General features: G+C 67.7%; 24 protein-coding genes. 13 read left to right on the top strand and 11 right to left on the bottom strand.

Features of this window, described 5'->3' with window-relative positions; translation table 11 throughout:
* Window positions 1-19: 19 nt before the first annotated feature.
* Window positions 20-1,117, bottom strand: a complete 1,098-nt coding sequence (locus EAW56_RS01395) for a C40 family peptidase (RefSeq protein ID WP_122084747.1) — start codon at window positions 1,115-1,117, stop codon at window positions 20-22.
* Window positions 1,114-1,395: a hypothetical protein gene (locus EAW56_RS01400; RefSeq protein ID WP_095546116.1), complete on the bottom strand. Its 282-nt coding sequence runs from the start codon at window positions 1,393-1,395 to the stop codon at window positions 1,114-1,116. The genes EAW56_RS01395 and EAW56_RS01400 overlap by 4 nt, the downstream gene beginning before the upstream one ends.
* A gap of 130 nt (window positions 1,396-1,525) precedes the next feature.
* On the opposite strand from EAW56_RS01400, the gene upp reads away from it, so the two are divergent.
* The 3 genes from upp to EAW56_RS01415 all read left to right on the top strand — a co-directional run bounded on the left by upp (window position 1,526) and on the right by EAW56_RS01415 (window position 4,883).
* Window positions 1,526-2,161 carry a uracil phosphoribosyltransferase gene (gene upp / locus EAW56_RS01405; protein WP_095537178.1) on the top strand — a complete coding sequence of 212 codons (636 nt, stop codon included), beginning with the start codon at window positions 1,526-1,528 and terminating at the stop codon, window positions 2,159-2,161.
* A 70-nt stretch (window positions 2,162-2,231) separates the two neighbouring features.
* Window positions 2,232-3,416, top strand: a complete 1,185-nt coding sequence (locus tag EAW56_RS01410) for an amidohydrolase (protein WP_095555324.1) — start codon at window positions 2,232-2,234, stop codon at window positions 3,414-3,416.
* Between the two features lie 60 nt (window positions 3,417-3,476).
* Complete coding sequence (locus tag EAW56_RS01415) at window positions 3,477-4,883, top strand: NAD(P)H-quinone dehydrogenase (protein WP_095277660.1); 1,407 nt, start codon at window positions 3,477-3,479, stop codon at window positions 4,881-4,883.
* A gap of 3 nt (window positions 4,884-4,886) precedes the next feature.
* Here the strand turns inward: EAW56_RS01415 and EAW56_RS01420 are convergent, their stop codons facing one another.
* Window positions 4,887-6,149 carry a short-chain fatty acyl-CoA regulator family protein gene (locus tag EAW56_RS01420; protein WP_095547574.1) on the bottom strand — a complete coding sequence of 421 codons (1,263 nt, stop codon included), beginning with the start codon at window positions 6,147-6,149 and terminating at the stop codon, window positions 4,887-4,889.
* Window positions 6,150-6,338: 189 nt separating this feature from the next.
* On the opposite strand from EAW56_RS01420, the gene prpD reads away from it, so the two are divergent.
* The 5 genes from prpD to EAW56_RS01445 all read left to right on the top strand — a co-directional run bounded on the left by prpD (window position 6,339) and on the right by EAW56_RS01445 (window position 14,393).
* Window positions 6,339-7,850: a 2-methylcitrate dehydratase PrpD gene (gene prpD, locus EAW56_RS01425; RefSeq protein WP_095547573.1), complete on the top strand. Its 1,512-nt coding sequence runs from the start codon at window positions 6,339-6,341 to the stop codon at window positions 7,848-7,850.
* Window positions 7,851-8,771: a methylisocitrate lyase gene (gene prpB, locus EAW56_RS01430; protein ID WP_122084749.1), complete on the top strand. Its 921-nt coding sequence runs from the start codon at window positions 7,851-7,853 to the stop codon at window positions 8,769-8,771.
* Window positions 8,772-8,805: 34 nt separating this feature from the next.
* Window positions 8,806-9,945, top strand: a complete 1,140-nt coding sequence (locus tag EAW56_RS01435; protein ID WP_122084750.1) for a bifunctional 2-methylcitrate synthase/citrate synthase — start codon at window positions 8,806-8,808, stop codon at window positions 9,943-9,945.
* A 184-nt stretch (window positions 9,946-10,129) separates the two neighbouring features.
* Entirely contained in the window at window positions 10,130-13,558 is a 3,429-nt protein-coding gene (locus EAW56_RS01440) for a pyruvate carboxylase (RefSeq protein WP_244213305.1), read from the top strand.
* A gap of 37 nt (window positions 13,559-13,595) precedes the next feature.
* Entirely contained in the window at window positions 13,596-14,393 is a 798-nt protein-coding gene (locus EAW56_RS01445) for a trypsin-like serine protease (RefSeq protein WP_147453236.1), read from the top strand.
* Here EAW56_RS01445 and EAW56_RS01450 read toward each other — a convergent pair.
* Both EAW56_RS01450 and EAW56_RS01455 read right to left on the bottom strand, forming a co-directional pair.
* The gene (locus EAW56_RS01450) at window positions 14,390-15,490 is read right to left on the bottom strand and encodes an HNH endonuclease signature motif containing protein (RefSeq protein WP_122084755.1); all 1,101 of its coding nucleotides are present in this window, start codon (window positions 15,488-15,490) and stop codon (window positions 14,390-14,392) included. The genes EAW56_RS01445 and EAW56_RS01450 overlap by 4 nt on opposite strands.
* Window positions 15,491-15,534: 44 nt before the next feature.
* Entirely contained in the window at window positions 15,535-16,023 is a 489-nt protein-coding gene (locus EAW56_RS01455; RefSeq protein WP_095555331.1) for a GNAT family N-acetyltransferase, read from the bottom strand.
* Window positions 16,024-16,078: 55 nt separating this feature from the next.
* Between EAW56_RS01455 and EAW56_RS01460 the strand changes: the two genes are divergently transcribed.
* Window positions 16,079-16,972: a chymotrypsin family serine protease gene (locus tag EAW56_RS01460; RefSeq protein WP_095277637.1), complete on the top strand. Its 894-nt coding sequence runs from the start codon at window positions 16,079-16,081 to the stop codon at window positions 16,970-16,972.
* 4 nt (window positions 16,973-16,976) lie between these two features.
* Here EAW56_RS01460 and EAW56_RS01465 read toward each other — a convergent pair whose 3' ends face one another.
* Together EAW56_RS01465 and EAW56_RS01470 are read right to left on the bottom strand one after the other, a co-directional pair.
* Window positions 16,977-18,755 carry an acetyl/propionyl/methylcrotonyl-CoA carboxylase subunit alpha gene (locus tag EAW56_RS01465; RefSeq protein WP_122084756.1) on the bottom strand — a complete coding sequence of 593 codons (1,779 nt, stop codon included), beginning with the start codon at window positions 18,753-18,755 and terminating at the stop codon, window positions 16,977-16,979.
* 115 nt (window positions 18,756-18,870) lie between these two features.
* A complete protein-coding gene (locus EAW56_RS01470) occupies window positions 18,871-19,758 on the bottom strand; it encodes a sulfurtransferase (RefSeq protein WP_095555334.1) in 888 nt (295 codons plus the stop codon).
* Window positions 19,759-20,039: 281 nt separating this feature from the next.
* On the opposite strand from EAW56_RS01470, the gene EAW56_RS01475 reads away from it, so the two are divergent.
* Together EAW56_RS01475 and EAW56_RS01480 are read left to right on the top strand one after the other, a co-directional pair.
* Window positions 20,040-21,101: a Cj0069 family protein gene (locus EAW56_RS01475; RefSeq protein WP_122084758.1), complete on the top strand. Its 1,062-nt coding sequence runs from the start codon at window positions 20,040-20,042 to the stop codon at window positions 21,099-21,101.
* 90 nt (window positions 21,102-21,191) lie between these two features.
* Complete coding sequence (locus EAW56_RS01480) at window positions 21,192-22,343, top strand: nuclease-related domain-containing protein (RefSeq protein ID WP_095277627.1); 1,152 nt, start codon at window positions 21,192-21,194, stop codon at window positions 22,341-22,343.
* Window positions 22,344-22,369: 26 nt separating this feature from the next.
* Here EAW56_RS01480 and EAW56_RS01485 read toward each other — a convergent pair whose 3' ends face one another.
* Window positions 22,370-23,065, bottom strand: a complete 696-nt coding sequence (locus tag EAW56_RS01485) for a hypothetical protein (protein WP_147453237.1) — start codon at window positions 23,063-23,065, stop codon at window positions 22,370-22,372.
* Between the two features lie 6 nt (window positions 23,066-23,071).
* The gene (locus EAW56_RS01490; protein ID WP_095537163.1) at window positions 23,072-23,467 is read right to left on the bottom strand and encodes a DUF3151 domain-containing protein; all 396 of its coding nucleotides are present in this window, start codon (window positions 23,465-23,467) and stop codon (window positions 23,072-23,074) included.
* A gap of 89 nt (window positions 23,468-23,556) precedes the next feature.
* Between EAW56_RS01490 and EAW56_RS01495 the strand changes: the two genes are divergently transcribed.
* Complete coding sequence (locus tag EAW56_RS01495) at window positions 23,557-24,084, top strand: hypothetical protein (RefSeq protein WP_095546103.1); 528 nt, start codon at window positions 23,557-23,559, stop codon at window positions 24,082-24,084.
* Window positions 24,085-24,099: 15 nt separating this feature from the next.
* Window positions 24,100-24,621 carry an ankyrin repeat domain-containing protein gene (locus tag EAW56_RS01500; RefSeq protein WP_095555338.1) on the top strand — a complete coding sequence of 174 codons (522 nt, stop codon included), beginning with the start codon at window positions 24,100-24,102 and terminating at the stop codon, window positions 24,619-24,621.
* Here EAW56_RS01500 and EAW56_RS01505 read toward each other — a convergent pair.
* Both EAW56_RS01505 and EAW56_RS01510 read right to left on the bottom strand, forming a co-directional pair.
* Entirely contained in the window at window positions 24,618-25,208 is a 591-nt protein-coding gene (locus tag EAW56_RS01505) for a Maf family protein (RefSeq protein WP_095537160.1), read from the bottom strand. The two genes, EAW56_RS01500 and EAW56_RS01505, sit on opposite strands and share 4 nt — an antisense overlap.
* Window positions 25,209-25,212: 4 nt before the next feature.
* Window positions 25,213-25,428: an acyl-CoA carboxylase subunit epsilon gene (locus tag EAW56_RS01510; RefSeq protein WP_095278771.1), complete on the bottom strand. Its 216-nt coding sequence runs from the start codon at window positions 25,426-25,428 to the stop codon at window positions 25,213-25,215.
* Window positions 25,429-25,436 lie beyond the last annotated feature (8 nt).

Below are 25,436 nucleotides of genomic sequence, written 5' to 3' on the forward strand. Positions count from 1 at the left end.
AACCCGCTACCCCTCCCGGCTACGCCGTCGGACGCCAGAAGCCGCGGAACGGCATGCCGATGTTCTCGGTGCGCACCGGATTGAGCTGGACGGGGTCGCCCGCCTCGATCATCATCCCGTCGCCGGCGTACATGGCGACGTGGCCGTCCCACACCACCAGGTCACCCTCCTGCAGGTCCTCGTACGCTACCTGCTGGCCGACGGCCTGCTCCGCTGCGGTGCGCGGGATGTCCACGCCGGCCTGCCCGTATGCCCAGGAGGTGAGACCGGAGCAGTCGAAGCCGCCGGGCTGGCTGCCGCCCCAGGTGTACGGGGTGCCGATCTGCGACTTCGCCGCCTGCACCGCAGCGGACCCGGCCGTACTGGCGGGGCTTGCAGGGCTCACCGGCTCGCCGAGCTCTGGCGGGGTCGCGTCGCCCGCGGGGCCCGGTTCGCCGCCGCCTACGCTCGCCGCCACCGGCTGCGCCGCCGGGCGGGTTTCCGGCACCGGGGTGGCGGTGGGACGGATCGCGGCCAGGGGAGAGCGATCGACCAGCTCGCCGAGCGTGCGCTGCGCTTCCTGTGCGACCGGCGACGCCACCAGCGCCTCCCGGGCGTGCATCGCCAGCGTCGTCTGGTTCAGCCGGTCGGCGAGGCCGTCGAGGTCATTGCCCAGGGTTTCCAGGATCGCGCCAGCCTTGAGCAGGCCGGTGATCACCACGGGCGCGGCGGCGGAGAGCTGCGCGAGCGGACCGCCGACGGCAGCTGCGGCGGCAGCGGCGGACGCGTTGCGGACCATCGAGATGGCGGTGTCCACGAGCTCGCCCACCGCGGTGGCGACGAGCGTGGTGCCGGTGACGACGATGTCGCTGATCTCGTCGCGCTGCTCGGTCAGCGCGGTGACGGCGTCGCGGTAGCGGCCCGCATCGGCGCCGACGACGCTGGCGAGCGGGTCGAAGGCGGCGAACTGCGGGGTGGAAAACGGCGGGAGCGTCGGGAAGATCTCCGGGCAGGACGCGAAGATCTTCGTGGCCGCGTAAAGCGGGTCGATGCACGAGCCCCGCGCGGTATCGCGCACCGCGGTGAAGGTGGGATGTTGGGCGAACGCGGTCAGGGGCGATGGCGTTGCTGTGGTCATAGCGCGCCCTCCAGGGTGAGCCCCGTGGTCTCGTCCACGCAGTGGGCTGCCTGCAGCGTGAGGTCCATGTTGCCCGCGATCCGGCGGGCGGCCTCCTGCAGCTCTTCGGCCTTGCCGTTGGAGCAGCGGATGGCGCCAGCGGTGGCGCGGGCGAAGTTTGCGAGCGGGCCGGTAGCGGGGATGGGCAGTTCGGACAGGGGCGCAAGCGATGCTGCGTCATTGCGCAGCGCATCGGTGTGGGAGCGGACATATGTGGTGTCGAGTTCAAATACGTTCATGCAGTATTAGACGCAGCGAAGGCGCCCCCGGTTCCATCGAGAGCCAAAAAAGTGGCAGATTTTTTGTCGCGCCCGCTGGACCTCGTTGTTTTCGCGGTCGTTTCGCGCCAGTGGGTTAGCATGGGGAGTCATGGACATCACCGTTGTGAATCATCCCCTTGCCGCCTCCCGCCTGACCATCATGCGCGACGAGCGCAGCAACAACGCAGCTTTCCGCGCGGCGCTCGCGGACCTCGGCGCCATGCTGATCTATGAGGCCTCCCGCGACCTCGAGGTCGAAACCTTCGACACCGTCACCCCGGTGGATACCGCGCAGGGGTCCCGGTTGAAGACGCCGCCGATCATCGTCCCCATCATCCGCGCCGGCCTCGGCATGATCGATCCCGCGCTGTCCATGATCCCGGATGCGCAAGTCGGCTTCATCGGCATGGCCCGCAATGAGGAGACGCACGAGCCGGTGCCGTACCTGGAGGCGCTGCCGGACGACCTGTCCGGCCAGCCCGTCTTCCTCGTCGACCCGATGCTAGCCACGGGCGGTTCGCTCATCCACGCGATCGACCTGTTGGTTGACCGCGGGGCGGACGATATTACCTGCGTGTGCATGGTGAGTGCGCAGCCGGGCGTCGATAAGCTGCAAGCTCACGGCGGTCCGATCCGGCTCATCACCGCGGCGATCGACCCGAGCTTGAACGAGCAGGCGTACATCGTGCCCGGGCTTGGCGACGCCGGCGATCGCCTCTACGGGCCGCGCAATATTGACTTTTAGCTCTGCGCTGGGCGTGCGCGCGTAGACTGTCAGGCTAAGCACACGCCACATCGAGAGAGCCGGAGGGACAATGGCAGACACGGCATCAATCGCGGCAGCCGTGGACACATGGGTCACGCAGCACCACGACGAGGTCATCGAGTGGCGCCGACATCTGCACTCCCACCCCGAGCTTTCCAACGAAGAGGTCCAGACGACCAGGTTCATCCACGACGTCCTCGTTGCGCACGGGCTGCAGCCCGTCCCGTTCCCGGGCACCGGGCTGTACGTGGACATCGGGCCGGAGGGCGGGGAGCGCCTCGCATTCCGCGCCGACATTGACGCCCTGAAGGTCACCGAACAGACCGGCCTCTCGTTCGCCTCCACTGAGCCGGGGGTCTCCCACGCGTGCGGCCACGATGTCCACACCACCGTTGCGCTGGCGCTCGCATGTGCGCTTGCCAAAGCCACCTTGCCCCACGGCGTACGCGTCATCTTCCAACCGGCCGAAGAGGTCATGGGCGGCGGCGCGCTCGACGTGATCAAGTGGGGCGCGCTCGAAGACGTGAGCACGATTTACGCGCTGCACACCGAGCCGAAGCTGCGGGTGGGGCAGGTCGGCGTGCGCGCCGGGGCGATCACGTCTGCCTCAGACGTGCTGAGCGTGCGGGTGGAGGGGCCGGGCGGCCACACCTCGCGGCCGCAGCTGACCACGGACGTGGTCTACTCCCTCGGCGCGCTGGTGACGCAGCTGCCGGCGCTGCTGTCGCGCCGCGTGGACCCGCGCACCGGCACCGTGCTGGTGTTCGGCCACGTGGAGGCCGGCGACGCCCCGAACGCGATCCCGAAGGTCGGACTGTTGGACGGGACAATCCGCACCGCGGACATCACCACCTGGCGCGGGCTGGAGGACCTGCTCACGGACCTGATCGACCTGGTCGTCGCGCCGACCGGCTGCACCTACCACCTGGACTACGTGCGCGGCGTGCCGCCGGTGCTGAACGACGACGCCGCCACCGCCCTAGCGGCCGCCGCCGGCCGCGCCGTGGACCCGCACGGGATCGTTACTGCCCCGCAGTCCTCGGGCGGGGAGGACTTCTCCTGGTACCTCGAGCACGTCCCCGGCGCGATGGTCCGCCTCGGCGCGTGGAGCGGGAGCGGGGAGCAGTACGACCTGCACCAGGGCAACCTGAACATTGACGAGCGCGCCATCGCCGTCGGCGTGCGCTTCTTCGGCTCCGTGGTGGAGCAGTACTTCAACGCATCGAAGCCTTAGGCGGGCCTGTACACTGGCGCACGGAAAATTCCGCTCGCATAAAAAGGGGAGAAGAACTCGGTGTCGAAGAAGATCGTCATTGTTGGTGGAGGTCCGGCAGGGTACGAGGCCGCCCTGGTCGCGTCAAATTACGGCGCGGAGATCATCGTGGTGGAGGACCAGGGGGCTGGCGGATCGGCGATCCGGAAGGACGTGGTGCCGTCGAAAAGCTTCATTGCGGGCGCCAACATTAAGACGGACTTGCGTCGCGCCGACGACATGGGGCTCAACCACGGCCTGGGCGAGGCGCACCTGGCGCTGAGCGCGTTGAACAACCGCGTGGTGGCGCTGGCGGCCGAGCAGTCGCGCGACATCCGCGCCCAGCTGGACCGCGTGGGCGTGCGCTTTATCGACGGCCGCGCGCACTTCACCGACGAACAGCACGGCCACACCACGCACAGCCTCGAAGTCGAGTGCGCCGACGGCACCACCGAGCACATCGACTGCGACATGGTGCTCGTCTGCACCGGCGCGAGCCCGCGCGTGCTCAAGGGCGCCGAGCCGGACGGGGAGCGCATCCTCAACTGGCGCCAGATGTACGACCTGATCGAGATGCCCACCCACCTCATCGTCGTCGGCTCCGGCGTCACCGGCGCGGAGTTCGTCTCCGCCTTCGCTGAGCTGGGCGTGAAGGTGACCATGGTGGCCTCGCGCAACCGCATCCTGCCGCACGACGACGCGGATGCCGCCGACGTGCTCGAGACCGTCCTGGGCAACCTGGGCGTGCAGCTGGAGAAGGACGCGCGCGTCGAGCGCGTGGAAAACACCGGCGACGGCGTGGTCGTCCACACCACCGACGGGCGCGCCATCGAGGGCTCGCACGTGATGATGTCCATCGGTTCCATCCCGAACACCGCGGACCTGAACCTGGAGGCCGCCGGTGTGGAGACCACCCCGTCGGGCCACATCCACGTCGACCGCGTCTCCCGCACCAACGTCTCCGGCATCTACGCTGCGGGCGACTGCTCCGACCTCATGCCGCTGGCATCCGTGGCTGCGCAGCAGGGCCGCATCGCCGTGGACCACGCGCTCGGCGAGGGCGTGACCCCCCTGCGCATCAAGACCGTGGGCAACGCTGTGTTCACCCGCCCCGAGATCGCCGCGGTGGGCGTGACCGAGCAGCAGATCAAGGACGGGGAGGTGGCCGCCGAGGTGTACAAGCTGCCCCTGGCCACCAACGCGCGCGCCAAGATGCGCTCCCTGCAGCACGGCTTTGTCAAGATCTTTGCCCGCAAGGGCTCCGGCCAGGTCATCGGCGGCGTGATCGTCGCGCCGACCGCCTCCGAGCTCATTCACTCGCTCACCATCGCGGTGGCCAACAACCTCACCGTCGCGCAGCTGGCCAACTCCATGGCGGTCTACCCGTCGCTGTCCGGTTCGGTGACGGAGGCGGCGCGCCGCCTGGTGAAGAAGTCCGACCTGGACTAAACCTCACAGCGCGGGGAACGCCCGCTGCGGGCAGGCGCGCCGCGGGCACGTCTCGCACCCCGGCCCGATCGGGGTGGCGGAATCCGGCGACAGGTCGAGCCCGTCCGCGTAGACCATCCGGTCCGCGTGGGCGGCGTCGCACCCCAGCGCCACGGCGTTTTCCTTGCGCGGCTTCCCAAACTCCACCGCCGGGCCCTGCACCATCCGCGCCACCCACATGTACGTCCGCCCGTCGGGCATGACGGAGACCTGCCGGGTGACGCGGTTGGAGGTCTCAAACGCCCGGTGTACCACCCACAGCGGGCAGGTCCCACCGCGCTGGGAGAAGTGGAACGAGGTGGTGGACTGCCGCTTCGAGATGTTGCCAGCCCGGTCGGTGCGGATGAACACGAAGGGGATGGCGGTCGCGCCGGGCCGCTGCAGGGTGCCTAGCCGCTGGCAGGTGGACTCGAAGCCGGTGCCGAAGCGCGCGGAGATCACGTCCACGTCGTAGCGGGTTTCCTCCGCCGCCTCAAGGATGAGCGAATACGGCATGGTGGCGGCCGCGGCGAAGTACTGCGCCAGGCCGTGGCGCGCGAGTTGGCGGGCGCGGGGGTTGGCGATGGGGGAGGCGTGGGCGTCGAGAAGCTGCCCGTGCGCGATGCGCGCGTAGTGGTACGACAGCTCGAAGCACTGCTGGGCCTCGGAAAGGCCAGTGCGCAGGCGGATCTCGCGCGCGTCGGCGCTGGCGGCCGAGCGCTCGCCGCCGGTGTACTGGTTGAAGCGGACGGTGTAGCCGAAGTCGCGGTCTAGCACGGCGGCGATGCGGGTGAGCCGCAGCTGGCGCGCGTGGAGCGGGGTGGCGAAGTCCTCGGCGGCCGTGTCCAGGTCGTGGAAGTAGTTGTTGTGCTGCTGGAAGAAGTCGCGCACGACGATGTGCGGGTTGCTGGCGGCGCCGGCGAGCATCCCGGGCAGGTCTTTGATGCCCTGCGCAACGGCGGGGTAGCGCAGCGCGATCTCCGCGAGCTCCGACTCGGGCGCGCCGGGCAGTAGCTCCGCGAGCTCGCCGGCGACGCGCTGCTCGGCGTCGGGGGAAAAGAATGTCGCGTCCAGCCCGAAGACCTGCGTGAGCTGCAGGAGCACGGTGACGGTGAGGGGCCGCTGGTCGTTTTCCAGCTGGTTGAGGTAGCTGGTGGAGATGCCGAGCTTGCGCGCCATGTCCACCTGCGTGAGCCCCTCGTTGGCGCGCAGCGTGTGGATTCTTGCCCCCGCGTAGTGCTTGGTCATTGGGCCTCCCCGCCGCTTCGGTGCGTTGAACTGTGGTTTTACAAAGTTTACAAAAACCGCGCACCCGTGACACTCCTTTTCACACGTCAAAATATGTCGTGCGACACATTTGCCCGCTTACTATGAGATGCACCAAGTCGCTTATCGACGCCCACTCGCCCCCACACCAGCCGAGGAGTTGCACACCGAATGATCAACCACGAAGTCCGCACCAGGAAGTCCGCCGAGGATTTCCCCATCGAGGAACACCTTGCCTACAAGGTGGCCAAGGTCGCCGCCGACCCGGTCGAGGTGCCGGAAGACACGCGCGAGATGATTATCAACCGCATCATCGACAACGCCTCCGTCGCCGTTGCCTCCTACGGCCGCCGCCCCGTCGCCACGGCGCGCGAGATGGCCCTGGCACACCCGGTCGCCGAGGGCGGCGCGCAGGTCTTCGGCGCGGACGGCGCCTACTCCGCCGAGTGGGCCGCGTTTGCCAACGGCACGGCCGTGCGCGAGCTGGACTTCCACGACACCTTCCTCGCCGCCGAATACTCGCACCCGGGCGACAACATCCCGCCGATCCTGGCCGTCGCCCAGCACAAGGGGCTCGACGGCAAGGCGCTTATCCGCGGTATCGCCACCGGCTACGAGATCCAGGTCAACCTGGTCAAGGGCATCTGCCTACACGAGTGGAAGATCGACCACGTCGCGCACCTCGGGCCCTCGGTGGCGGCGGGTATCGGCACCATGCTGGACCTGGACGTGGACACCATCTACCAGGCCGTCGGCCAGGCGCTGCACACCACCACCGCCACCCGCCAGTCCCGCAAGGGCCTGATCTCCTCGTGGAAGGCGTCCGCCCCGGCGTTTGCCGGCAAGATGGGCATCGAGGCCGTCGACCGCACCATGCGCGGCGAGGGCGCCCCGGCCCCGATCTGGGAGGGGGAGGACGGCTTTATCGCCTGGATGCTGCACTCCCCGGAGCGCACCTACACCGTCCCTCTGCCGGCCGACGGCGAGGCCAAGCGTGCCATCTTGGAGACCTACACCAAGGAGCACTCCGCCGAGTACCAGGCCCAGGCCCCGATCGACCTGGCGCGCCGCATGAAGCAGACCATCACTGATGCCGGTAAGTCCACCGCCGACATCGAATCCATCGTCCTGCACACCTCGCACCACACTCACTACGTCATCGGCACCGGCGCGAACGACCCGCAGAAGATGGACCCCACCGCATCCCGCGAAACCCTCGACCACTCGATCATGTACATGTTCGCCGTCGCGCTCGAGGACGGCACCTGGCACCACGTCAACTCCTACACCCCGGAGCGCGCCGGCCGCCCCGAGACCGTCGCCCTGTGGCACAAGATCTCCACGGTGGAGGATAAGGAGTGGACCCGTCGCTACCACTCGCAGGACCCGAACGAGAAGGCGTTCGGTGCCCGCGCCGTGATCACCTTCGCCGACGGCACCGTCATCGAGGACGAGATGGCTGTCGCCGACGCCCACCCGTTCGGCGCCCGCCCCTTCGAGCGCGACAACTACATCCAGAAATTCCGCACCCTCGCCGAGGGCATCGTCGCCCCGGAGGAGCAGGACCGCTTCCTCGCCGCGGTGCAGGATCTGGAACACCTCACCGACCTGTCCGCGCTCAACATCGCGGTCAACGACGACGCGAAGGCGAGCGCCCCCGAGATCCCAGGAGGCATTTTCTAAATGTTTGCACCAGAGAAGACACCGCGTGAGCGTCGGCAAGCACTGCGCGATTCGCTCACCTCGGAGACCATCACCAAGCTGCCGGGCGCGTTCAACCCGCTCACGGCGCGGCTCATCGAGGACATCGGCGCCTTCGAGGGCGTGTATGTCTCCGGCGCCGTGGTGGCCAACGACCTCGGCCTGCCCGACATCGGCCTGACCACCCTGTCCGAGGTGGCTAACCGCGGCGGCCAGATCGCCCGCGCCACGAACCTGCCAGTGCTTATCGACGCCGACACCGGCTTCGGCGAACCCATGTCCGCCGCCCGCACCGTCGCCGAATTTGAGGCAGCCGGGCTGGCGGCGCTCCACCTGGAAGACCAGGTGAACCCGAAGCGCTGCGGCCACCTCGACGGCAAGGAGGTCGTGCCCCGCGACCTCATGGTGCGCCGCATCACCGCGGCGGTGCGCGAGCGGCAGGACGACAATTTTGTCATCTGCGCGCGCACCGACGCCGCCGGCATCGAAGGCATCGACGAGGCTATCGAGCGCGCGAAGGCGTATGCCGACGCGGGCGCGGACCTCATCTTCACCGAGGCGTTGTACTCGGAGGAGGACTTTGCCAAGTTCCGCGCCGCCGTGGACACCCCGCTGCTGGCCAACATGACGGAGTTCGGCAAAACCGAGCTGCTGTCCGCCGGCACGCTGGAGAACCTCGGCTACAACGCGGTGATCTGGCCGGTGACCACGTTCCGCATCGCCATGGGTCAGACCGAGGCGATGCTGCGCGACATCGCCGACACCGGCATCCAAACGCCGTGGCTGGACAAGATGCAGCACCGCTCGCGCCTCTACGAGCTCGTCCGCTACGACGAATACAACCAGTTCGACCAGTCCGTCTTCACCTACTCCAAGGACAGCTACTCGTCCACGTTCGAGTAGACCCCATCCCCATCCCCCCCCAAAGGAGCACATCATGTCTGATCAGGAAATTCGCAAGGGCCTCGCCGGCGTCGTCGCCGACTACACGGCCATCTCCAAAGTCAACCCCGAGACCAACTCGCTGCTGTACCAGGGCTACCCCGTGCAGGAGCTCGCCGAAAACTGCACCTTCGAGGAGGTCGCGTACCTGCTGTGGCACGGCGAGCTGCCGGACGAGCAGGGCCGCGAGGAGTTCCGCAACGGCTGCATGGCCAACCGCGACATCGACGAGGACCTCATCCAAGTCATCAACTTCCTGCCTAAGGACTGCCACCCGATGGACGTGCTGCGCACCGCCGTGTCCTTCCTGGGCACCCGCGACGAGCACAAGTTCACGCCGGACGCGGACCACATCCGCAAGATCGGCACCCAGCTGCTGGCCAAGCTGCCGACCGTCGTGGCCACCGACATCCGCCGCCGCCAGGGCAAGGACTACCTCGCGCCGTCGCACGACAAGAGCTTTGCCGAGAACTTCCTCTGGATGGTCTTCGGCGACGAGGAGGGCTCGCCGGCCACGATTCCGTCCGACATCGAGGCCTTTGAGAAGTCGCTCATCCTGTACGCGGAGCACTCCTTCAACGCCTCCACCTTCACCGCCCGCACGGTGACCTCCACGCAGTCCGACGCGTGGTCCGCCATCACTGCGGCGATCGGCGCGCTCAAGGGGCCGCTGCACGGCGGCGCGAACGAGTTTGTCATGCACAACATGGTCGAGGTCGGCTCGCCGGACAACGCGGAGGCTTGGACGCTGAACAAGCTGAAAAACAAGGAGCTCGTCATGGGCTTCGGTCACCGCGTGTACAAGAAGGGCGACTCGCGCGTGCCCACGATGGAGGCCGCGTTTAAGAAGCTCGCCTCCGAGCACCCGGAGAAGGACTCCCAGAAGTGGGTGGACATCTACGACATCATGGAAACAACGATGTACGAGAACACCTCCATCCACATCAAGCCCAACCTGGACTTCCCGTCGGGCCCGGCCTACTACATCCTGGGCTTTGACATCGAGTTTTTCACCCCGCTGTTCGTCATGGCCCGCATCACCGGCTGGATCGCCCACATCATCGAGCAGTACGAGAACAACTCGCTCATCCGCCCGCTGTCCGCCTACAACGGCCCGGAGGAGCGCCACCTCTAGCAATTTGCTTATCGACGCCAGCCCGCCCCGTCGCACACCACGCGCTCGGCGGGCTGTTGCGCGCGCTACCCACCCCAAATGAGTTCATAAAATGCACATCTGGCGTCGTCGGACGCGGTAGAGTCGAGGTGCTCCGTTCGATATGCGAACCGTGCCTTGCACACAGCGAAAGGACAAAGTTCTCGTGGAACAACTCCCACTTAATGACCTCCCCGCCTTCAAGAAGATCCTCGTTGCCAACCGCGGCGAGATCGCGGTGCGCGCGTTCCGCGCAGCGTTTGAGACCGGTGCGAAAACCGTGGCGGTCTACCCGCGGGAGGACCGCAACTCCTTCCACCGCCCCTTTGCAAACGAGGCCGTGCAGATCGGCACCGAGGGCCAGCCCGTCAAGGCTTACCTGGACATTGACGAGATCATCCGCGCCGCCAAGGAAACCGGCGCGGACGCGATCTACCCGGGCTACGGCTTCCTCTCCGAGCGCGCCGACCTGGCCCGCGCCTGCGACGCCAACGGCATTAAGTTCATCGGCCCCTCCGCGGACACCCTGGACCTGACCGGCGACAAGTCCGCCGCCGTCCAGGCTGCCGAGCGCGCCGGGCTGCCCACGCTGAAGGACTCAGAGCCGTCCTCGGACGTCGCACAGCTTGCCGAGTACGCGAAGGAATTCCAGTTCCCCGTCTTCATCAAGGCCGTCGCGGGCGGCGGCGGGCGCGGCATGCGCTTCGTGGAAAAGCCGGAAGACCTGGAGGCGCTCGCCGCCGAGGCGTCGCGCGAGGCGGAGGCCGCCTTCGGCGACCCGAACGTCTACGTCGAGCGCGCCGTGATCAACCCACAGCACATCGAGGTCCAGGTCATGGCGGACTCCTACGGCAACGTGGTCCACCTCTACGAGCGCGACTGCTCCCTGCAGCGCCGCCACCAGAAGGTCGTAGAAATCGCGCCTGCGCAGCACATCACCGAGGAGCAGCGCCAGCGCATCTGCGAGGACGCGGTGAGGTTCTGCAAGGAGATCAACTACGAGGGCGCCGGCACGGTCGAGTTCCTCGTGGACGAAAAGGGCAACCACGTCTTCATCGAGATGAACCCGCGCGTGCAGGTCGAGCACACCGTGACCGAGGAGGTCACGGGCGTGGACATTGTGAAGAACCAGATGTACATCGCCGCCGGCGCCAAGCTGGAGGACGTCCACCTGGAGCAGGACCTCATCGAGGTCAACGGCGCCGCCCTGCAGTGCCGCATCACCACCGAGGACCCGAACAACGGCTTCCGCCCCGACTCCGGCACCGTCACCGGCTACCGCTCGCCGGGCGGCGCGGGCGTGCGTCTCGACGGCTCCGTGTCCGTCGGTACCGAGATCACCCCGAACTTCGACTCCCTGCTGGTCAAGATGACCTGCCGCGGCCGCAATTTCCAGGTCGCCGTGGACCGCGCCCTGCGCGCGCTCAACGAGTTCACCGTCAACGGCGTCTCCACCAACATCGGCTTCCTGCGCGTGCTGCTCTCCCAGGACGACTTCCAGCACGAGCGCATCAACACCGGCTACATCGCCGCGCACCCGTTCCTGCTCGAGGCCCCGCCGGCAGCAGACGACGCCGGCCGCATCCTCGACTACCTGGCCAACGTCACGGTGAACAAGCCGAACGGTCCGCGACCGACCACGATCCGGCCGTCGAAAAAGCTGCCCACCACCGAGTACTCCGACACGCCGCGCGGCTCCCGCGACGAGCTGCTCGAGCTCGGCCCGAAGAAGTGGGCAGAGAAGCTGCGCAACCAGACCGCGCTCGGCGTCACTGAGACGACGTTCCGCGACGCGCACCAGTCCTTGCTGGCCACCCGCATCCGCACGAACACGCTCGTCGCGGCCGCGAAGCACGTCGGCCACCTCACCCCGGAGCTGACCTCCGTGGAGGCTTGGGGCGGCGCGACCTACGACGTGGGCATGCGCTTCCTGCACGAATCCCCGTGGATGCGCCTGGACGAGCTGCGTGAGGCGATGCCGAACGTGAACATCCAGATGCTGCTGCGCGGCCGCAACACCGTCGGCTACACGCCGTACCCGGACTCGGTGACCAAGGCGTTCGTGCAGGAGGCGGCCACCTCCGGCATCGACATCTTCCGCATCTTCGACGCGCTCAACGACGTCTCCCAGATGCGCCCGGCGATCGAGGCGGTCCTGGAGACCAACACCACCGTCGCCGAGGTCGCCATGGCGTACTCGGGCAACCTCATGGACCCGAACGAGGACCTCTACACGCTGGACTACTACCTGCGCCTCGCGGAGCAGATTGTCGACGCCGGCGCCCACGTCCTGGCCATCAAGGACATGGCGGGCCTCATGCGCCCGGCCGCCGCCGCGAAGCTGGTCTCCGCGCTGCGCGAGCGCTTCGACCTGCCGGTCCACGTGCACACCCACGACACCGCGGGCGGCCAGCTGGCCACCTACCTCGCAGCCGCCAACGCCGGTGCCGACGTCGTTGACGTGGCGTCCGCGCCGTTGGCCGGCACCACCTCGCAGCCGTCGATGTCCGCGCTCGTCGCCGCGTTTGCCAACACGGAGCGCGACACCGGCATCTCCCTGCAGGCCGTCTCCGACATGGAGCCGTACTGGGAGGCCGTGCGTCAGGTCTACGCCCCGTTCGAGTCCGGCATCCCCGGCCCGACCGGCCGCGTGTACAAGCACGAGATCCCGGGAGGCCAGCTGTCCAACCTGCGCACGCAGGCGAACGCGCTGGGCCTGGGCGACCGCTTCGAACTGATCGAGGACTACTACGCCGCGGTTAACGAGATCCTCGGCCGCCCGACCAAGGTCACCCCGTCCTCCAAGGTCGTCGGCGACCTGGCGCTGCACCTCGTGGGCGCCGGCGTGGACCCGAAGGACTTCGCGGAGAACCCGCGCAAGTACGACATTCCGGAGTCCGTCATCGGCTTCCTGCAGGGCGAGCTCGGCACGCCCCCGGGCGGCTGGCCGCTGCTTCGCGACGCCGCCCTGGCCGACCGCAGCCCCGTCGACCACACCGTCGAAGTCCCGGCTGAGCTCGAGGGCGACCTGGCGACCGACGACCACGATGCCCGCCGAGCTGCCCTGGACAAACTGCTGTTCCCGAAGCAGTACGCCGAGTTCCAGGAGCACCGCCGCACCTACGGCGTGACCGACCAGCTGTCGGACCGCACCTTCTTCTACGGCCTCGTCGAGGGCGAGGAGACCATGATCTGGTACGGCGAGATCGACGAGCAGCGCCCGCCGCTGTCCGTGCGCCTGGACGCCGTCGGCGAGCCGGACGAGAAGGGTATGCGCCAGGTCATCCTCACCGTCAACGGCCAGGTCCGCCCGATGCTGGTGCGCGACGAGCACGCCGAGTCGACGGTCGCGGAGGCCGAGAAGGCGGACGCCTCGAACCCGGGCCACGTCGCCGCGCCGTTCGCGGGCGTGGTCAACATCACCGCCAAGGTCGGCGACGAGGTCAAGGCCGGCGACCAGGTCGCCACCATCGAGGCCATGAAGATGGAGGCCGGCATCTCCGCCACCCAGGACGGCACGATCGAGCGTCTCGCGTTCTCGCAGCCGACCAAGGTTGAGGGCGGCGACCTGGTGGTTGTCATCTCCGAAAAGTAAGTTTTGCCCACCTGAGCAGTTGGGTACAATTGCCCGGGTGAGAATGCTTCCCGTGCCGATGGGCCGCAGCGTCGCGACAGCGGCTGCGGCCCTTTTCCTGGCTGCGCCCGCGGCGGGGGCGGTGACGGTGGGGCAGGGGGACGCTGTCGTCGTGAGTGGCTCCGAGTGCACCGTCGGCTTCAACGGCGAGCGCGAAAGCTTCACCGCCGCGCACTGCGGCACCAGCGGCAACAGGGTGCGCAAAGTGCTTGACGACGGCACGTGGTCCCCCGCAATCGGCACCCTCGACACCTCGCCGCGCAGCGAGGAGACGACCAACGACTGGGCCCGCATCCGGTGGGACGCGGGCGTCGAGCTCGGGCCGAACGAGTACACCGGCGACGCGCAGGTCCCGCTGGACGACATTCGGCGCGGCGAAACCGTCTGCTACTACGGCTGGGCCACCGGCGCCGCGACCTGCGGCACCTACTACGCGCGGGTGGGCAACTCGTTCCTCGTGGACGTCGAGCCCGGCGCCCCGGGCGACTCCGGCGGGCCGATGTGGATCCCGGGTCGCGGCTTCGTCGGCGTGCACTCGGCGTCGCTCGACGGGCGCGACAACCTGACGGGGCGCACGAAAACGTTCACGCTCGGCGCGACGACGGCCGACGGCGGGCCGATCCGTGACGCGATCATCGACGCGTTCGTCAGCTACTTCAGCGACGACGCGCAGGCGGGCGCGCCGAAACCGCCGCCGCCCGAGCCGGCGGGCAGCAGTGATTCCTGGTTGCGCGCGGTGTTCAGCGGCGCGTTGCAGCTGCTCCTCGCCGTCCTATCCCTGATCTTCAACGGCTAGTCGGGTGGTCGGCCTTGGGCGGGGCCGCCGACGGGGGCGCGGTGCGGGGTGTAGCTCCGGCCGGTGAACCTGGGCGAACTGTCGTTCGGCCCGACCCAGGCGATGCGGCCGTCGATGCGGGTCATGCGGCCGCGGCCCGGCTGGCCGTTGACGGCGTTGTGGTGCGGGCAGAGCCAGCACATGTTCGCCGGGGTGGTCTCGCCGCCCTGGATGTATTCGGTGAGGTGGTGGGCCTGGCACCCGCTAATTGGCGTGTTGCAGTCGGGCCAGCAGCAGGTCGGGGAGTCCGCCTCGAGCGCGAGCCGCTGCACTGGCGAGGCCAGGCGCATGCGGTGCGTGTTAATGGGGCCGAGGTGCCCGGAGGCGAGGGTGATGTAGCCGTCGGGGAGGATGTGCCGGTCGAGCACCTGGCTGGTGGTCATGCGGATCCCGGTGTTGGTCACCACGACCGGCTCGGTGTCCGGCTGGTCGTCGGTGCCGGCGAGGATGTGGTCGATCTGGTCGTCGGTGACAATCAGGTGGACGGCCGCTGGGGCCTGGGACAGCGAGCGGTTGTTCACCAGCCAATCGATCGCGTCGATCGTCGCGCCGTGCTCGTCGCGCGTCTCCAGGGTGGTGATGACGTCCTGCATCGCGTTGGATGACGCCGTGAACGTCACGCTGATCTTGTCGTGCGCCGTGCTGCGCCGGATGGTGGCGCCGTCCTTGGGAACGCGGGGCGCGAGAAACTTCTTGCGCAGCGTGGCGGCGCGCTTGGTCAGCGTCGCGGTGTCCCCGCGGGTGGCGCAGAGCTGCTCGGTGTAGTCCCAGCGGTCGGTGGGGTCCGCGATGGCGCGGCCCGTGCGCACGATCATGTCGAGCGTTTCGACGCAGTGGCTGTTGCGCCGCGCGGCGTCGCGGGCGCGCTGCTGATAGCGGGAGTGCGTGGTGGGCGCGAAAAATTTCGACGCCAGCTGGCACAGCGTCTCGGCGTAGTCGTCGGCCGCGCCGAGGCCGGTCAGCGCTTCGGCGGAGTAGCCGGCGTCGTAGACGTGCTCGAGCGCCGCGATACCCCCGGATTTGAAGGCGAAAAAGGCCTTCAGTTGTGCTTCCCCCATGCGCACGACGCTAACCCAGGCGCACGGACCCCGCAACCGGAACTCTAGAGGTCGAGGGCCATGACGTTGTCGAGGCCCTTGACGTCGTCGAAGCCGAACTGCTCGTAGCGGTGGCGCGCCCGCGGGTTGTCCGGGTCGACCCAGAGGGCGAGGCGCTCGGCGCCCTGCTCGTGCCCCAGCTGCACGGCCTGCTCGAGGAGGAGCGCGCCGAGGCGCTGCCCGGCGAAGCGGCCCTCGATCGCGATGGCCAGCTCGGGGATGTCGGGGCCGAGGTTGGCGTGGCCCTTGGACGGGTCGTCCCAGTAGCGGAACCAGAGGCCGCCGGCGGGAGTGTGGAACTCGTCGGTGGCGATGATGCCGCCGTCGGAATCCGGGTCCCAGCCGTAGACGTAGTCGTCGACGCCGGAGACGATGCTGTCGCGGTGCTGCTCGTGCATCGGCGCGTCCTCGTCGCCGAACACCTCGGTGAGGTAGTTCAGTCGCTGGAGGTAGGTGCGATCGGCTTCGACGGCGCGTCGGAATTCAAATGTCATGCGCCCCACGATAGCAACTCGGAGCAGGAACGCTGCTGGTTGTAGGATCTGCCGTATGCGTAACCGAGTCGCCGCCGCCCTCACCGCCACGATCGCCGCCACCGCCGCCGTGGCCCCGCCCGCGCACGCGGCGACCGCGGTGGCGCAGGGCGCGCAGATCGTCGTCGCCGACAGTTCCAGCTGCGCCGTCGCGTTCAACGACCACGCCGAGCACATCAGCTACACTTCCGCGCACTGCGGCCTTTCGGGGGACAGGGTGAGGGTCAAGCTTGTCGACGGCACGCTCACCCCAGAAATCGGCACCCTGTACCCCTCCTCGCGCTGGGGCGACAGCGTCACGGGCAACGACTGGGCGGCGATCCGCTGGGACGACGGGGTGCGCCTTGCGGGGAATGGGAGGAGTGGGGACGAGGTGGCGTCGATAAGCGACATGCGTCCGGGGCAGCAAGTGTGCACCTATGGCGCGGCCTCGCGGCGCGTGATCTGCGGGAAGTACGCGGGGAGCGTGAACAATAACGTGTACTTCGACGGCGAGACGGGGCAGCACGGCGATTCGGGCGGGCCGGTGTGGGCGCCCGGGCGCGGGTTCCTCGGCGTGTACTCGGGGGTGAGCGTGATTGAGTCGAAGAGCGAGGGGGAGCACCAGCTGTCGCGCGCGTCGGCGGCGAAGAACGGCGGGCCGGTCGAGTCGGCCGACGAGATCGCGCTGATCTCGAAGTACTACAGCGTGCAGCAGCCGACGGTGCACAAAGCGGAGCTGCCCGACGACGCGCTCAGCGGCGCCGCCGCGGGCTCCGCCAAGCGCATCGAGGGCAGCACCAGTTTGGAAGAGGGCACGCTGCCGGTGATCGCGATCATTGTCGTCGGCGTGCTCGCGGCATCCGCCCCGGTCATCGGGCAGATCTTGCAGACCGTGGTGGAATGGAAGGGCGAAGGGATCCTCGGGTAGGCCGCTACTTCAGCTCCATCAGCACGGCGGCCTTGTTCACCTGGGCGCCTTCCTCGGCGGCGAGGCCGGTGACGGTGCCGGCCTTGTGGGCCTTGACCGGGTTCTCCATCTTCATGGCCTCGAGGACCAGGAGGACGTCGCCCTCCTCCACCTCGTCGCCCTCGGTGACGTTGAGCTTGATCACGGTGCCCTGCATCGGGGAGGCCACGGCGTCGCCGGAGACGGTCGCCTTGGACCCGCCGGAGCGGCGCTTCTTCGGCTTCTTGCGCTGGGCGCCGCCGAAGACGAGGGAGGCGGGGAGCGCGACTTCGATGCGGCGGCCGTTGACCTCGACGGCGAACGTGCGCGTCTCGGCGCTCTCGGCGTCGTCTGTGTTGTCGGTGTTGTCGTCGCTAGTGAGCTCGTTGACCCACTCCTCCTCGATCCAGCGCGTGTACACGTCGAAGGAGTCCTCGGTGCCCACGAACGCGGGGTCGTTCACAATCGCTTTGTGGAAGGGGATGACGGTGGGGAAGCCGGTGACCACATACTCGTCGAGGGCGCGGCGGGCGCGCTGCAGCGCCTCGGTGCGGTCCTCGCCGTAGACGATGAGCTTGGCCAGCATGGAGTCGAACTGCCCGCCGATGACGGAGCCCGCGCGCACGCCGGAGTCGACGCGCACGCCCGGGCCGGCCGGCTCGACGTACTCGGTGACCGTGCCCGGGGCGGGCATGAAGTTGGCCGTGGCGTCCTCGCCGTTGATGCGGAACTCGAAAGCGTGGCCGCGCGGGGTCGGGTCCTCGGTGAAGCGCAGCTGCTCGCCACGCGCGATGCGGAACTGCTCGCGCACCAGGTCCACGCCGGTGGTGGCCTCCGTGACGGGGTGCTCCACCTGCAGGCGCGTGTTGACCTCCAGGAACGAGATCAGCCCGTCGGAGCCGACGAGGTACTCCACGGTGCCGGCGCCGTAGTAGCCCGCCTCGCGGCAGATGGCCTTGGCCGAGGAGTGGATGCGCTCGCGCTGCTCTTCGGTGAGGAACGGCGCGGGCGCCTCCTCCACGAGCTTCTGAAAGCGGCGCTGCAGTGAGCAGTCGCGCGTGCCCATCACGACGACGTTGCCGTGCATGTCCGCCAGCACCTGGGCCTCCACGTGGCGAGCTTTGTCCAGGTAGCGCTCCACGAAGCACTCGCCGCGGCCGAACGCTGCGGTGGCCTCGCGGGTGGCGGATTCGTACAGCTCCGGGATCTCTTCGCGGGTGTAGGCGACCTTCATGCCGCGCCCGCCGCCACCGAAGGCGGCCTTGATGGCCACCGGCAGCCCGTGCTGGTCCGCGAACGCTACGACTTCGTCCGCGTCGGCGACGGGGTCCTTGGTGCCCGGTGCCATGGGGGCGTTGGCCGCCTCGGCGATGTGGCGGGCGGTGACTTTGTCACCCAGCGCAGCGATGGACTCCGGCGACGGGCCGATCCAGGTCAGCCCGGCGTCGATCACGCGGCGGGCAAAATCGGCGTTCTCGGACAGGAAGCCGTATCCGGGGTGGATGGCGTCCGCGCCGGCCTTCGCGGCGGCGTCGAGGATCTTGTCCATGTCCAGGTAGGACTCTGCGGCGGTGGCGCCGCCGAGGGAGAAGGCTTCGTCGGCAAGCGCTGCGAACGGCGCGCCCCGGTCCGGGTCGGCGTACACGGCGACGGAGGCGATGCCCGCGTCCTTCGCGGCGCGGATCACGCGCACGGCGATTTCGCCGCGGTTGGCCACCAGGACTTTGGTGACTGGGTTCTGGCTGGTGCTCGGTTCAGTACGCACGAAAATCCCGTCTTTCTCGCAATCGATTAGTGTTGCCAAACTATATCGGTTTTCGGTGCCCAATGTTACAACCCGGAGGTCGCGGGGCGGAAGTTCCGCGCCCGAGCGCAAGATTCTAGGAGGCGCCGGAGCCCTGCTCCACCGGCACGCGCACCATGTTGCCCCACTCGGCCCAGGAGCCGTCGTACAGCGAGATGTTTTCAAAGCCGAGGATGTGGTTGAGCACGTACCAGGTGTGCGCGCTGCTCTCGCCGAGCTGGCAGTAGACCACGGTGCGGGCCTTCGGGTCGAAGTCCTCGTAGATCGCGGCGATGTTCGGCAGATCCTTGAACAGGGCGTTCGGGAACAGGGAGCGGCCCCACGTCACGTTGACCGCGCCCGGGATGTGGCCGTGGCGCAGCGTGCTCGGGGACTTGCCGGGGGCGCGGTTGGCGGTCGGGTCCTCGGCGGTGCCGTCGTATTGGTCGGCCGGGCGGGCGTCGATAAGCTGCGCGGGCGTCTCCGCGAGCAAATCGGCGGCGAAGGTGCGGTACGGCGCGTCGTTGCGCTCGACCACGGGGTAGTCGGAGGCCGGGAACTCCGGCACGGCGAAGGAGGTGTCGCGCTCCTCGCCCATCCAGGCGTCGCGGCCGCCGTCGAGCAGGCGCACGTCCGGGTGGCCGAACAGCTCGAAGACCCAGGCGGTGTAGGCGGCCCACCAGTTGGACTTGTCGCCGTAGACCACGATTGTGTCGTCGCGGGTAATGCCGCGCTCGCTCATCAGCTTGGCAAATGCCTCGCCGTCAATGAAATCGCGCGTGACCGGGTCGTTGAGGTCGCGGTGCCAGTCAATGCGCACCGCGCCCGGGATGTGCCCGATGTCGTAGAGGTAAGCGTCCTCGTCGCTCTCCACGACGCGCAGCCCCGGCTTGCCCAGGCGTGCGGAGAGCCACGCGGCGGAGACGAACTTCTCGGGGTGCGCGAAGTCCTTGAATTTCGGGTTGTCGTCGAGCTCAATGCTCATGGTGGTTCCCCTTCGGTGCATGCTTATCGACGCTTCTTCGCCTCTTATTCACCGCTCACCCTACCGCGTGCCGCGCGCCGCCGGGGCAAAACGGCGGATTGGACGCCTGTTTGAACTGGTCGCTGCGCTGCGCGCACCCATCCAGTTGTGAAGTTGCACACCTCACGCCCGCTCGCGCGGTGGAACCGCAGCGCTGGCCTTAAAATTCCGTGTGTAACACCTGCTCGGCAGCGCCTGCGACCGAGACTCTTGCCAACCAGGCCTACAAGAAAGGGCTTCCCGTGCACAAAGCAATCGTCGTCTTCGAGGTCGAGGGCGGATCTGACAAGCAGTTCAACGGCCACCGGAAAGACACCATGCCCATCGTCGACGCGATCAAGGCGGCCGGCTGGCACGCCGAGGTCGTCTTCTACCGCCCCGAGTGGTCGGAAAAGCTGTTCGAGTACGTCACCGAGCACTTCGACGCCTACATCTCCCGTGTCAACCCCGGCAACATCCCGGGCGGGGAGAAGGGGTACTTCGAGCTGCTGACCAAGCTTGCCGACGCCGGCCTGGTCGGCATGTCCACCCCGGCCGAAATGATGGCGTACGGGGCGAAGGACGCGCTAGTCAAGCTCAACCAGACCGACCTCGTGCCCGCCGACACGGCCGCCTACTACGACGTCGCTTCTTTCCACGACACGTTCCCGACCTCCCTGTCCTACGGCGAGCGCGTGCTCAAGCAGAACCGCGGCTCCACCGGCTCCGGCATCTGGCGCGTCCGGCTGGCTGATAAGGCGCAGGCCGAGGCGCTGGAGCCGGGCACCGCCCTGCCGCTGGACACCAAGCTCAAGTGCACCGAGGCGGTGGACAACCACACCGAGGAGCGCGAGCTGGGCGAGTTTATGGACTTCTGCGACCAGTACATCATCGGCGACAACGGCATGCTCGTGGATATGCGCTTCATGCCGCGCATCACCGAGGGCGAGATCCGCATCCTGCTCGTCGGCCCGCATCCCGTCTTCGTGGTGCACAAGAAGCCGGCGGCCGGCGGCGATGCGTTCTCCGCGACCCTGTTCTCGGGCGCGACGTACACCTACCAGAAGCCGGAGGAGTGGCAGGAGCTGGTGGACATGTTCGCCGCGGCCCGCCCGGTGATTGCGGAGAAGCTCGGCGGCGACAACATTCCGCTGATCTGGACCGCGGACTTCATGCTTGCCGACGACGACGAGACCGGCCAGGACACCTACGTCCTCGGCGAAATCAACTGCTCCTGCGTCGGCTTCACCTCCGAGCTGGACATGGGCATCCAGGAGCTGGTGGCCAAGGAGGCCATCGGCCGCGTGGAAGCGAAGTTCGCCTGACGCGTTTCCGGTACATTGCAGAAAAGGTAATGCTTTAATGCAATTGGCCTTATTAATCAGTGAGGCTCAATTGGAAGGAAGATGTAGCGAATGGCAACTGTGTACGGGAAGACCCGCCCCGGCCAAGGCGGATGGGCCGACTTTGCGTCCGAGGTGGACAAGTACTTGGAAAGCGAGGTCGACGGCTACGCCGTGACCTTCGCGATGCGCGAGCACGCCGAAAAGTACGGGCTGGGCGAAAACGACGACCGTGCGAAGAAGGCGCGGAAGCGCACCCAGAGACGGCTTATCGCCATCGTCCTCTTCCCGGTCCTGTTTGTCCTGGGCATTATCGTTTCCCTCTTCAACAAGGGCCTCGGCGGCATCATGATGTTCGCGGGCGTGCTCGCACTGGTCTACCTGGGCCTGAGCGGTTTCCGCTCCATGGACCGCCGCATCAACAAGGATAAGGAAAACAAGGCGTATGTGAACAAGGGCCTGGAAAAGCAGGTCAATGAGAAACGCCGCGCCGAGGTCGAGCGCCTCGTCGGGCTGGCGCGCCAGGGCCGCCCGGAGGAAACCGGGCTGCCGGAGCCGCTGCAGCGCGTCTCCCGCGGTTACCTGGCGGAGGAACGGATCGGTGAGATGCTCGAGCAGCAGCTGCCGGACTCCATCGAGGTTGCCCACGACGTGACGATCCGCACCGACTCCCGCTCCGGGCTGGCCAAGGCCGTCGACGGCTTCGACGACGCAACGTCCGAGATGTTCTACGGCACGACGCCGGAGACCCGTAAGTTCGGCCTCGCGATGGGCGTGATCGGCATGCTCGGCGAGCTGTCCCGCAAGAGCGCGGTGACCGCCAACGCGGACCACGTCCTGTCCACTGCGGCGGGCGTGATCATGGTGGACACGAAGCACTGGACCGGCGAGCTCAGCCTGGATGAGAACGGCCAGTTCACCGCAGGCCCGAACCACGCGGGCAGCCAGTACCGCGAGAAGGCGGCCAGGACGACGCGCTTCGAGGCATCGCGCCTCAACCGCGGCGACGTCGCCATGATCATCCTTGCCGTGGTCGGCGGCACTGTGCGGGGCGGCAGGATTGAGCAGCACGAGGATGGCCAGATCCCCATCATCGCCGTTCCTGCGGAGGACGTGCCGCGCGTCGTCACGGAGCTCCACAACGCCGGCCGCCTGCGCGAGCCGATCCCGATGAGCTCAGTGGCGGCAAACTCCCCGGGCACCGAGTGGTACCCGCAGAGCTAGGCACAGTTAGGTGCCGTTAGGCGCCGTTAGTCGTAGGTGCCGAGCAGATAGTGGACCGGGTAGTTCCACCACCTGTTGAACTCGTCGATGTTGCCAGAGACGGGAACAACCGCGCCGCCGTCGTTGAGCAAATGCACCGTGTAGTGCGTGGTGATGCCCTCGGCGGTGGCGCCGGTGCGCTCGCCCCAGGCCAGGTCCACGCCGCCGTCGGGGGTGGGGGTGACGGACTCGATCTTGTCCACCGCCGCCATGTCCTGGGCGGGCGCGCCGTTGACGTACAAGGCGAGACCGTCGGCGATGGAGGCGCCGGTGCCGGCGGGGCGGTGCTCGTCGCCAAGCGAGCCGCGGAAGATGATCCAGCTCAGTGGCGCGCACGGGTCGTAGGCGTTGTCGATGTCCTCGATCCAGTAGTTGAAGTCGCTGCCGTCATCTGCCGGCATGCGGCCAGGGGCTGTGCCGGAAGGGTAGGCCTCGCGCGGGTCCTTCGGCAGCTGCGCGCAGGCATCCGCGTTGTCTTGAGTTTGCTGCGCCGGCGGCGTGGCGCTCTCCGAGGCAGTGCTCTCCGGGGCAGCGTTGTCCGAGGCAGTGTTCTCCGGGCCTGTGGGCTCCTCCACCACGGTGGTCTGCGTGACAGTCACGGTAGGCGGGTCGGCTGGCTCGTTGCTGCAGGCGGCAAGCGGGAGCAGTGTCGCGAGGACAGCGGCTGGAAGGATTCGTCGCATGGGTTCTTAGAGGAGTTCGTCGACGCTGGCCGGGTCGGCGTCGGAAAGCATTTGGCGGCAGCGGTCGTACTCGGCGTCGTCGCCAATCGCCTTGGAGGCAAGCGCGAGCATGGCGATTGCCTTAAGCACCGGCACGTTCGCCTCGTGCGAGGCCGGGACCGGGCCCCAGCCCTTCCACCCGTTGGCGCGCAGGCGGTCGAGCGAGCGGTGGTAGCCGGTGCGCGCGTACGCGTAGGCGATCAGCTCGTCGCCGCCGTCGAGCTCCTTTTCGGCGCGGGCGGCCCACACGGCGGGGGAATCCGGGTGGGTGAGCGCGGTCTCGCGGGCCAGGGGGTCCTCGCCCCTCGCGGGATCATCGGGCAGGTGGAGCGGCGGGGGTGCGAGCATGTCGTTGATTTCCATGCGCGCCAGGCTAGCAGTTTGGGCTTTTCGACGTGCCAGCGCGCACCAGTTGCCTTACAGTAGTACGCAACTGACACGAAGGAGACCCTATGGCAAGCCCGCTCTACGTTGCGAAGAAGGGAACGTACGAAGAGTTCTGCGAGGTCTTCGATCCCGCGAAAAACGATGTGACTGACATGTTGTTCGGGGCGCTGACCAACGGTGACCCGGAGGCGCGCGCGAAAATCTGCAACGACATGTTGGATCGTGGCGCGGATGCGTCGCGCGAGGAATACGGGCAGAACGCGCTGACGATCCTGCTCGGTCGGCATCGCGACCTCGGGGACGGCGACGCTGCGCTGGTGCAAAGGCTTATCGACGGCGGCGCAGACGTGAATTTCCGCAACCGTAGCGGGGACCTGCCGATACGGTTGGCGATCACGGTGCGTGTAGCTGATGACGAGCAGCGCCGCGAAGTCTACGAGGCGCTGTTTGGGACGGGCGAGCTCGACCTGAGTCTGCCGTCGAGCGTGCGCAACCCGGTCAATACCATCGGCGGGTGGCTGCGCATGAACGTGGATGGGCGTCCCGGCAAGCTGGATGTGCTCGACGAGTTCCTCCAGGCCCGTGGCGAGTGAGTGAAGGAGGCCCCCATGGCAAGCCCGCTCTATGTTGCCGGGAATGGCACCTACGAGGAGTTCTGCGAGGTCTTCGACGCGGAAGAAAACGACGTGACCGACATGCTATTCGCGGCATTGACCAACGGTGACCCGGAGGCGCGCGCGAAGATCAGCAACGACATGTTGGGCCGTGGTGCTGACGCTGCGCGGGTCGACACTGGCCAGAACGCACTGACCCTGGTGTGCTCGCACGAAGCGCTGGGCGCAGGCGACGCCGCGCTGGTGCAAAGGCTTATCGACGGCGGCGCGGACGTGAATTTCCGTAACCGTAGCGGGGACGTGCCCATCAAGCTGGCCATTGACATGGGGATGGATGATGCACAGCGCCGCCCCGTCTACGAGGCGCTGTTCGGCGCCGAGGAGCTCGACCTGAGCCTGCCGTCGAGCGTGCGCAACCCGAAAAACACGATCGGTGGTTGGCTACGCATGTGCGTGGACGCGAACCCCGAAGGCCTCGCTGTGCTCGACGAGTTCCTTTCTGCCCGCGGGTACTAGTCCCAGAAATCGGAGGCGTTGAGCCCGAAGCGGTAGAGGCAGCGGCGCAGCAGCGGCATGGACAGGCCGATGACGCTGGTAGGGTCGCCGTCGATGGAGTCGATGAACCAGCTGCCCAGCGCTTCGAGCGTGAACGCGCCGGCGCATTCGAGCGGTTGGCCGGAGGCGGCGTAGGCCTCGATGTCGGCGTCCGAGACGTCGCCGAAGCGGATTGCGGTGGAAATGGTGTCCACGACCCACTCGCCCTTATGCGCAACGGCGTGGCCGGTCAGCAGGTGTGCTTCCTTGCCACGTTGGGCTTTCCAGCGCGCGATGGTGCGCTCGGTGGTGTGGGGTTTGCCCAGCAGTTGGCCGTCTAGCAGCAGCATCGAGTCGCAGCCGACGACCACGTCGTTGGGGAAGTCGGGTGCCACGGTGGCGGCTTTCGCTTGCGCAAGCTTTTCCACGATCACCCGTGGCTCAGCTCCGGCCAAATCCCGAATGATCGCGTCCTCGTCGACGTGGGCGGGCCGCAACACTGGGGTGACGCCACCCTGCTCAAGCAGCATGCGGCGCGAGGGGGACTGGGAGGCGAGAACGAGGCGCATGGGGTTAGAAGTAGGTGACGTTGGCGAATGCGTGCGGGTTGAACAGCTGCTCCCCGTGGTGTGCCAGGGCGGGGGCGCCCCAGCGGTTCTGGTCTGCAGGCTGCTGCTTCGCCTTCGCGGCTGCCTGGAGGTCCGTAAGGACGGTTGCGAGCGCGGCGAGCTCGTCCTCGGTGGGGTTGCCCTTGGTCACCGTGAACCGGGTGGCAGTTGGTGCAGTCATAGCATTCC

The sequence above is a fragment of the Corynebacterium gottingense genome (assembly GCF_003693265.1).
Lineage (GTDB): Bacteria > Actinomycetota > Actinomycetes > Mycobacteriales > Mycobacteriaceae > Corynebacterium > Corynebacterium gottingense.

Bases quoted from the DNA above. Each gene is read 5' to 3' on its own strand.
- EAW56_RS01395 (WP_122084747.1), bottom strand. From the start codon at position 1,117: ATGACCACAGCAACGCCATCGCCCCTGACCGCGTTCGCCCAACATCCC.
- EAW56_RS01400 (WP_095546116.1), bottom strand. From the start codon at position 1,395: ATGAACGTATTTGAACTCGACACCACATATGTCCGCTCCCACACCGAT.
- upp (WP_095537178.1), top strand. From the start codon at position 1,526: ATGGACATCACCGTTGTGAATCATCCCCTTGCCGCCTCCCGCCTGACC.
- EAW56_RS01410 (WP_095555324.1), top strand. From the start codon at position 2,232: ATGGCAGACACGGCATCAATCGCGGCAGCCGTGGACACATGGGTCACG.
- EAW56_RS01420 (WP_095547574.1), bottom strand. From the start codon at position 6,149: ATGACCAAGCACTACGCGGGGGCAAGAATCCACACGCTGCGCGCCAAC.
- prpD (WP_095547573.1), top strand. From the start codon at position 6,339: ATGATCAACCACGAAGTCCGCACCAGGAAGTCCGCCGAGGATTTCCCC.
- prpB (WP_122084749.1), top strand. From the start codon at position 7,851: ATGTTTGCACCAGAGAAGACACCGCGTGAGCGTCGGCAAGCACTGCGC.
- EAW56_RS01435 (WP_122084750.1), top strand. From the start codon at position 8,806: ATGTCTGATCAGGAAATTCGCAAGGGCCTCGCCGGCGTCGTCGCCGAC.
- EAW56_RS01450 (WP_122084755.1), bottom strand. From the start codon at position 15,490: ATGGGGGAAGCACAACTGAAGGCCTTTTTCGCCTTCAAATCCGGGGGT.
- EAW56_RS01455 (WP_095555331.1), bottom strand. From the start codon at position 16,023: ATGACATTTGAATTCCGACGCGCCGTCGAAGCCGATCGCACCTACCTC.
- EAW56_RS01460 (WP_095277637.1), top strand. From the start codon at position 16,079: ATGCGTAACCGAGTCGCCGCCGCCCTCACCGCCACGATCGCCGCCACC.
- EAW56_RS01470 (WP_095555334.1), bottom strand. From the start codon at position 19,758: ATGAGCATTGAGCTCGACGACAACCCGAAATTCAAGGACTTCGCGCAC.
- EAW56_RS01480 (WP_095277627.1), top strand. From the start codon at position 21,192: ATGGCAACTGTGTACGGGAAGACCCGCCCCGGCCAAGGCGGATGGGCC.
- EAW56_RS01485 (WP_147453237.1), bottom strand. From the start codon at position 23,065: ATGCGACGAATCCTTCCAGCCGCTGTCCTCGCGACACTGCTCCCGCTT.
- EAW56_RS01490 (WP_095537163.1), bottom strand. From the start codon at position 23,467: ATGGAAATCAACGACATGCTCGCACCCCCGCCGCTCCACCTGCCCGAT.
- EAW56_RS01495 (WP_095546103.1), top strand. From the start codon at position 23,557: ATGGCAAGCCCGCTCTACGTTGCGAAGAAGGGAACGTACGAAGAGTTC.
- EAW56_RS01500 (WP_095555338.1), top strand. From the start codon at position 24,100: ATGGCAAGCCCGCTCTATGTTGCCGGGAATGGCACCTACGAGGAGTTC.
- EAW56_RS01505 (WP_095537160.1), bottom strand. From the start codon at position 25,208: ATGCGCCTCGTTCTCGCCTCCCAGTCCCCCTCGCGCCGCATGCTGCTT.
- EAW56_RS01510 (WP_095278771.1), bottom strand. From the start codon at position 25,428: ATGACTGCACCAACTGCCACCCGGTTCACGGTGACCAAGGGCAACCCC.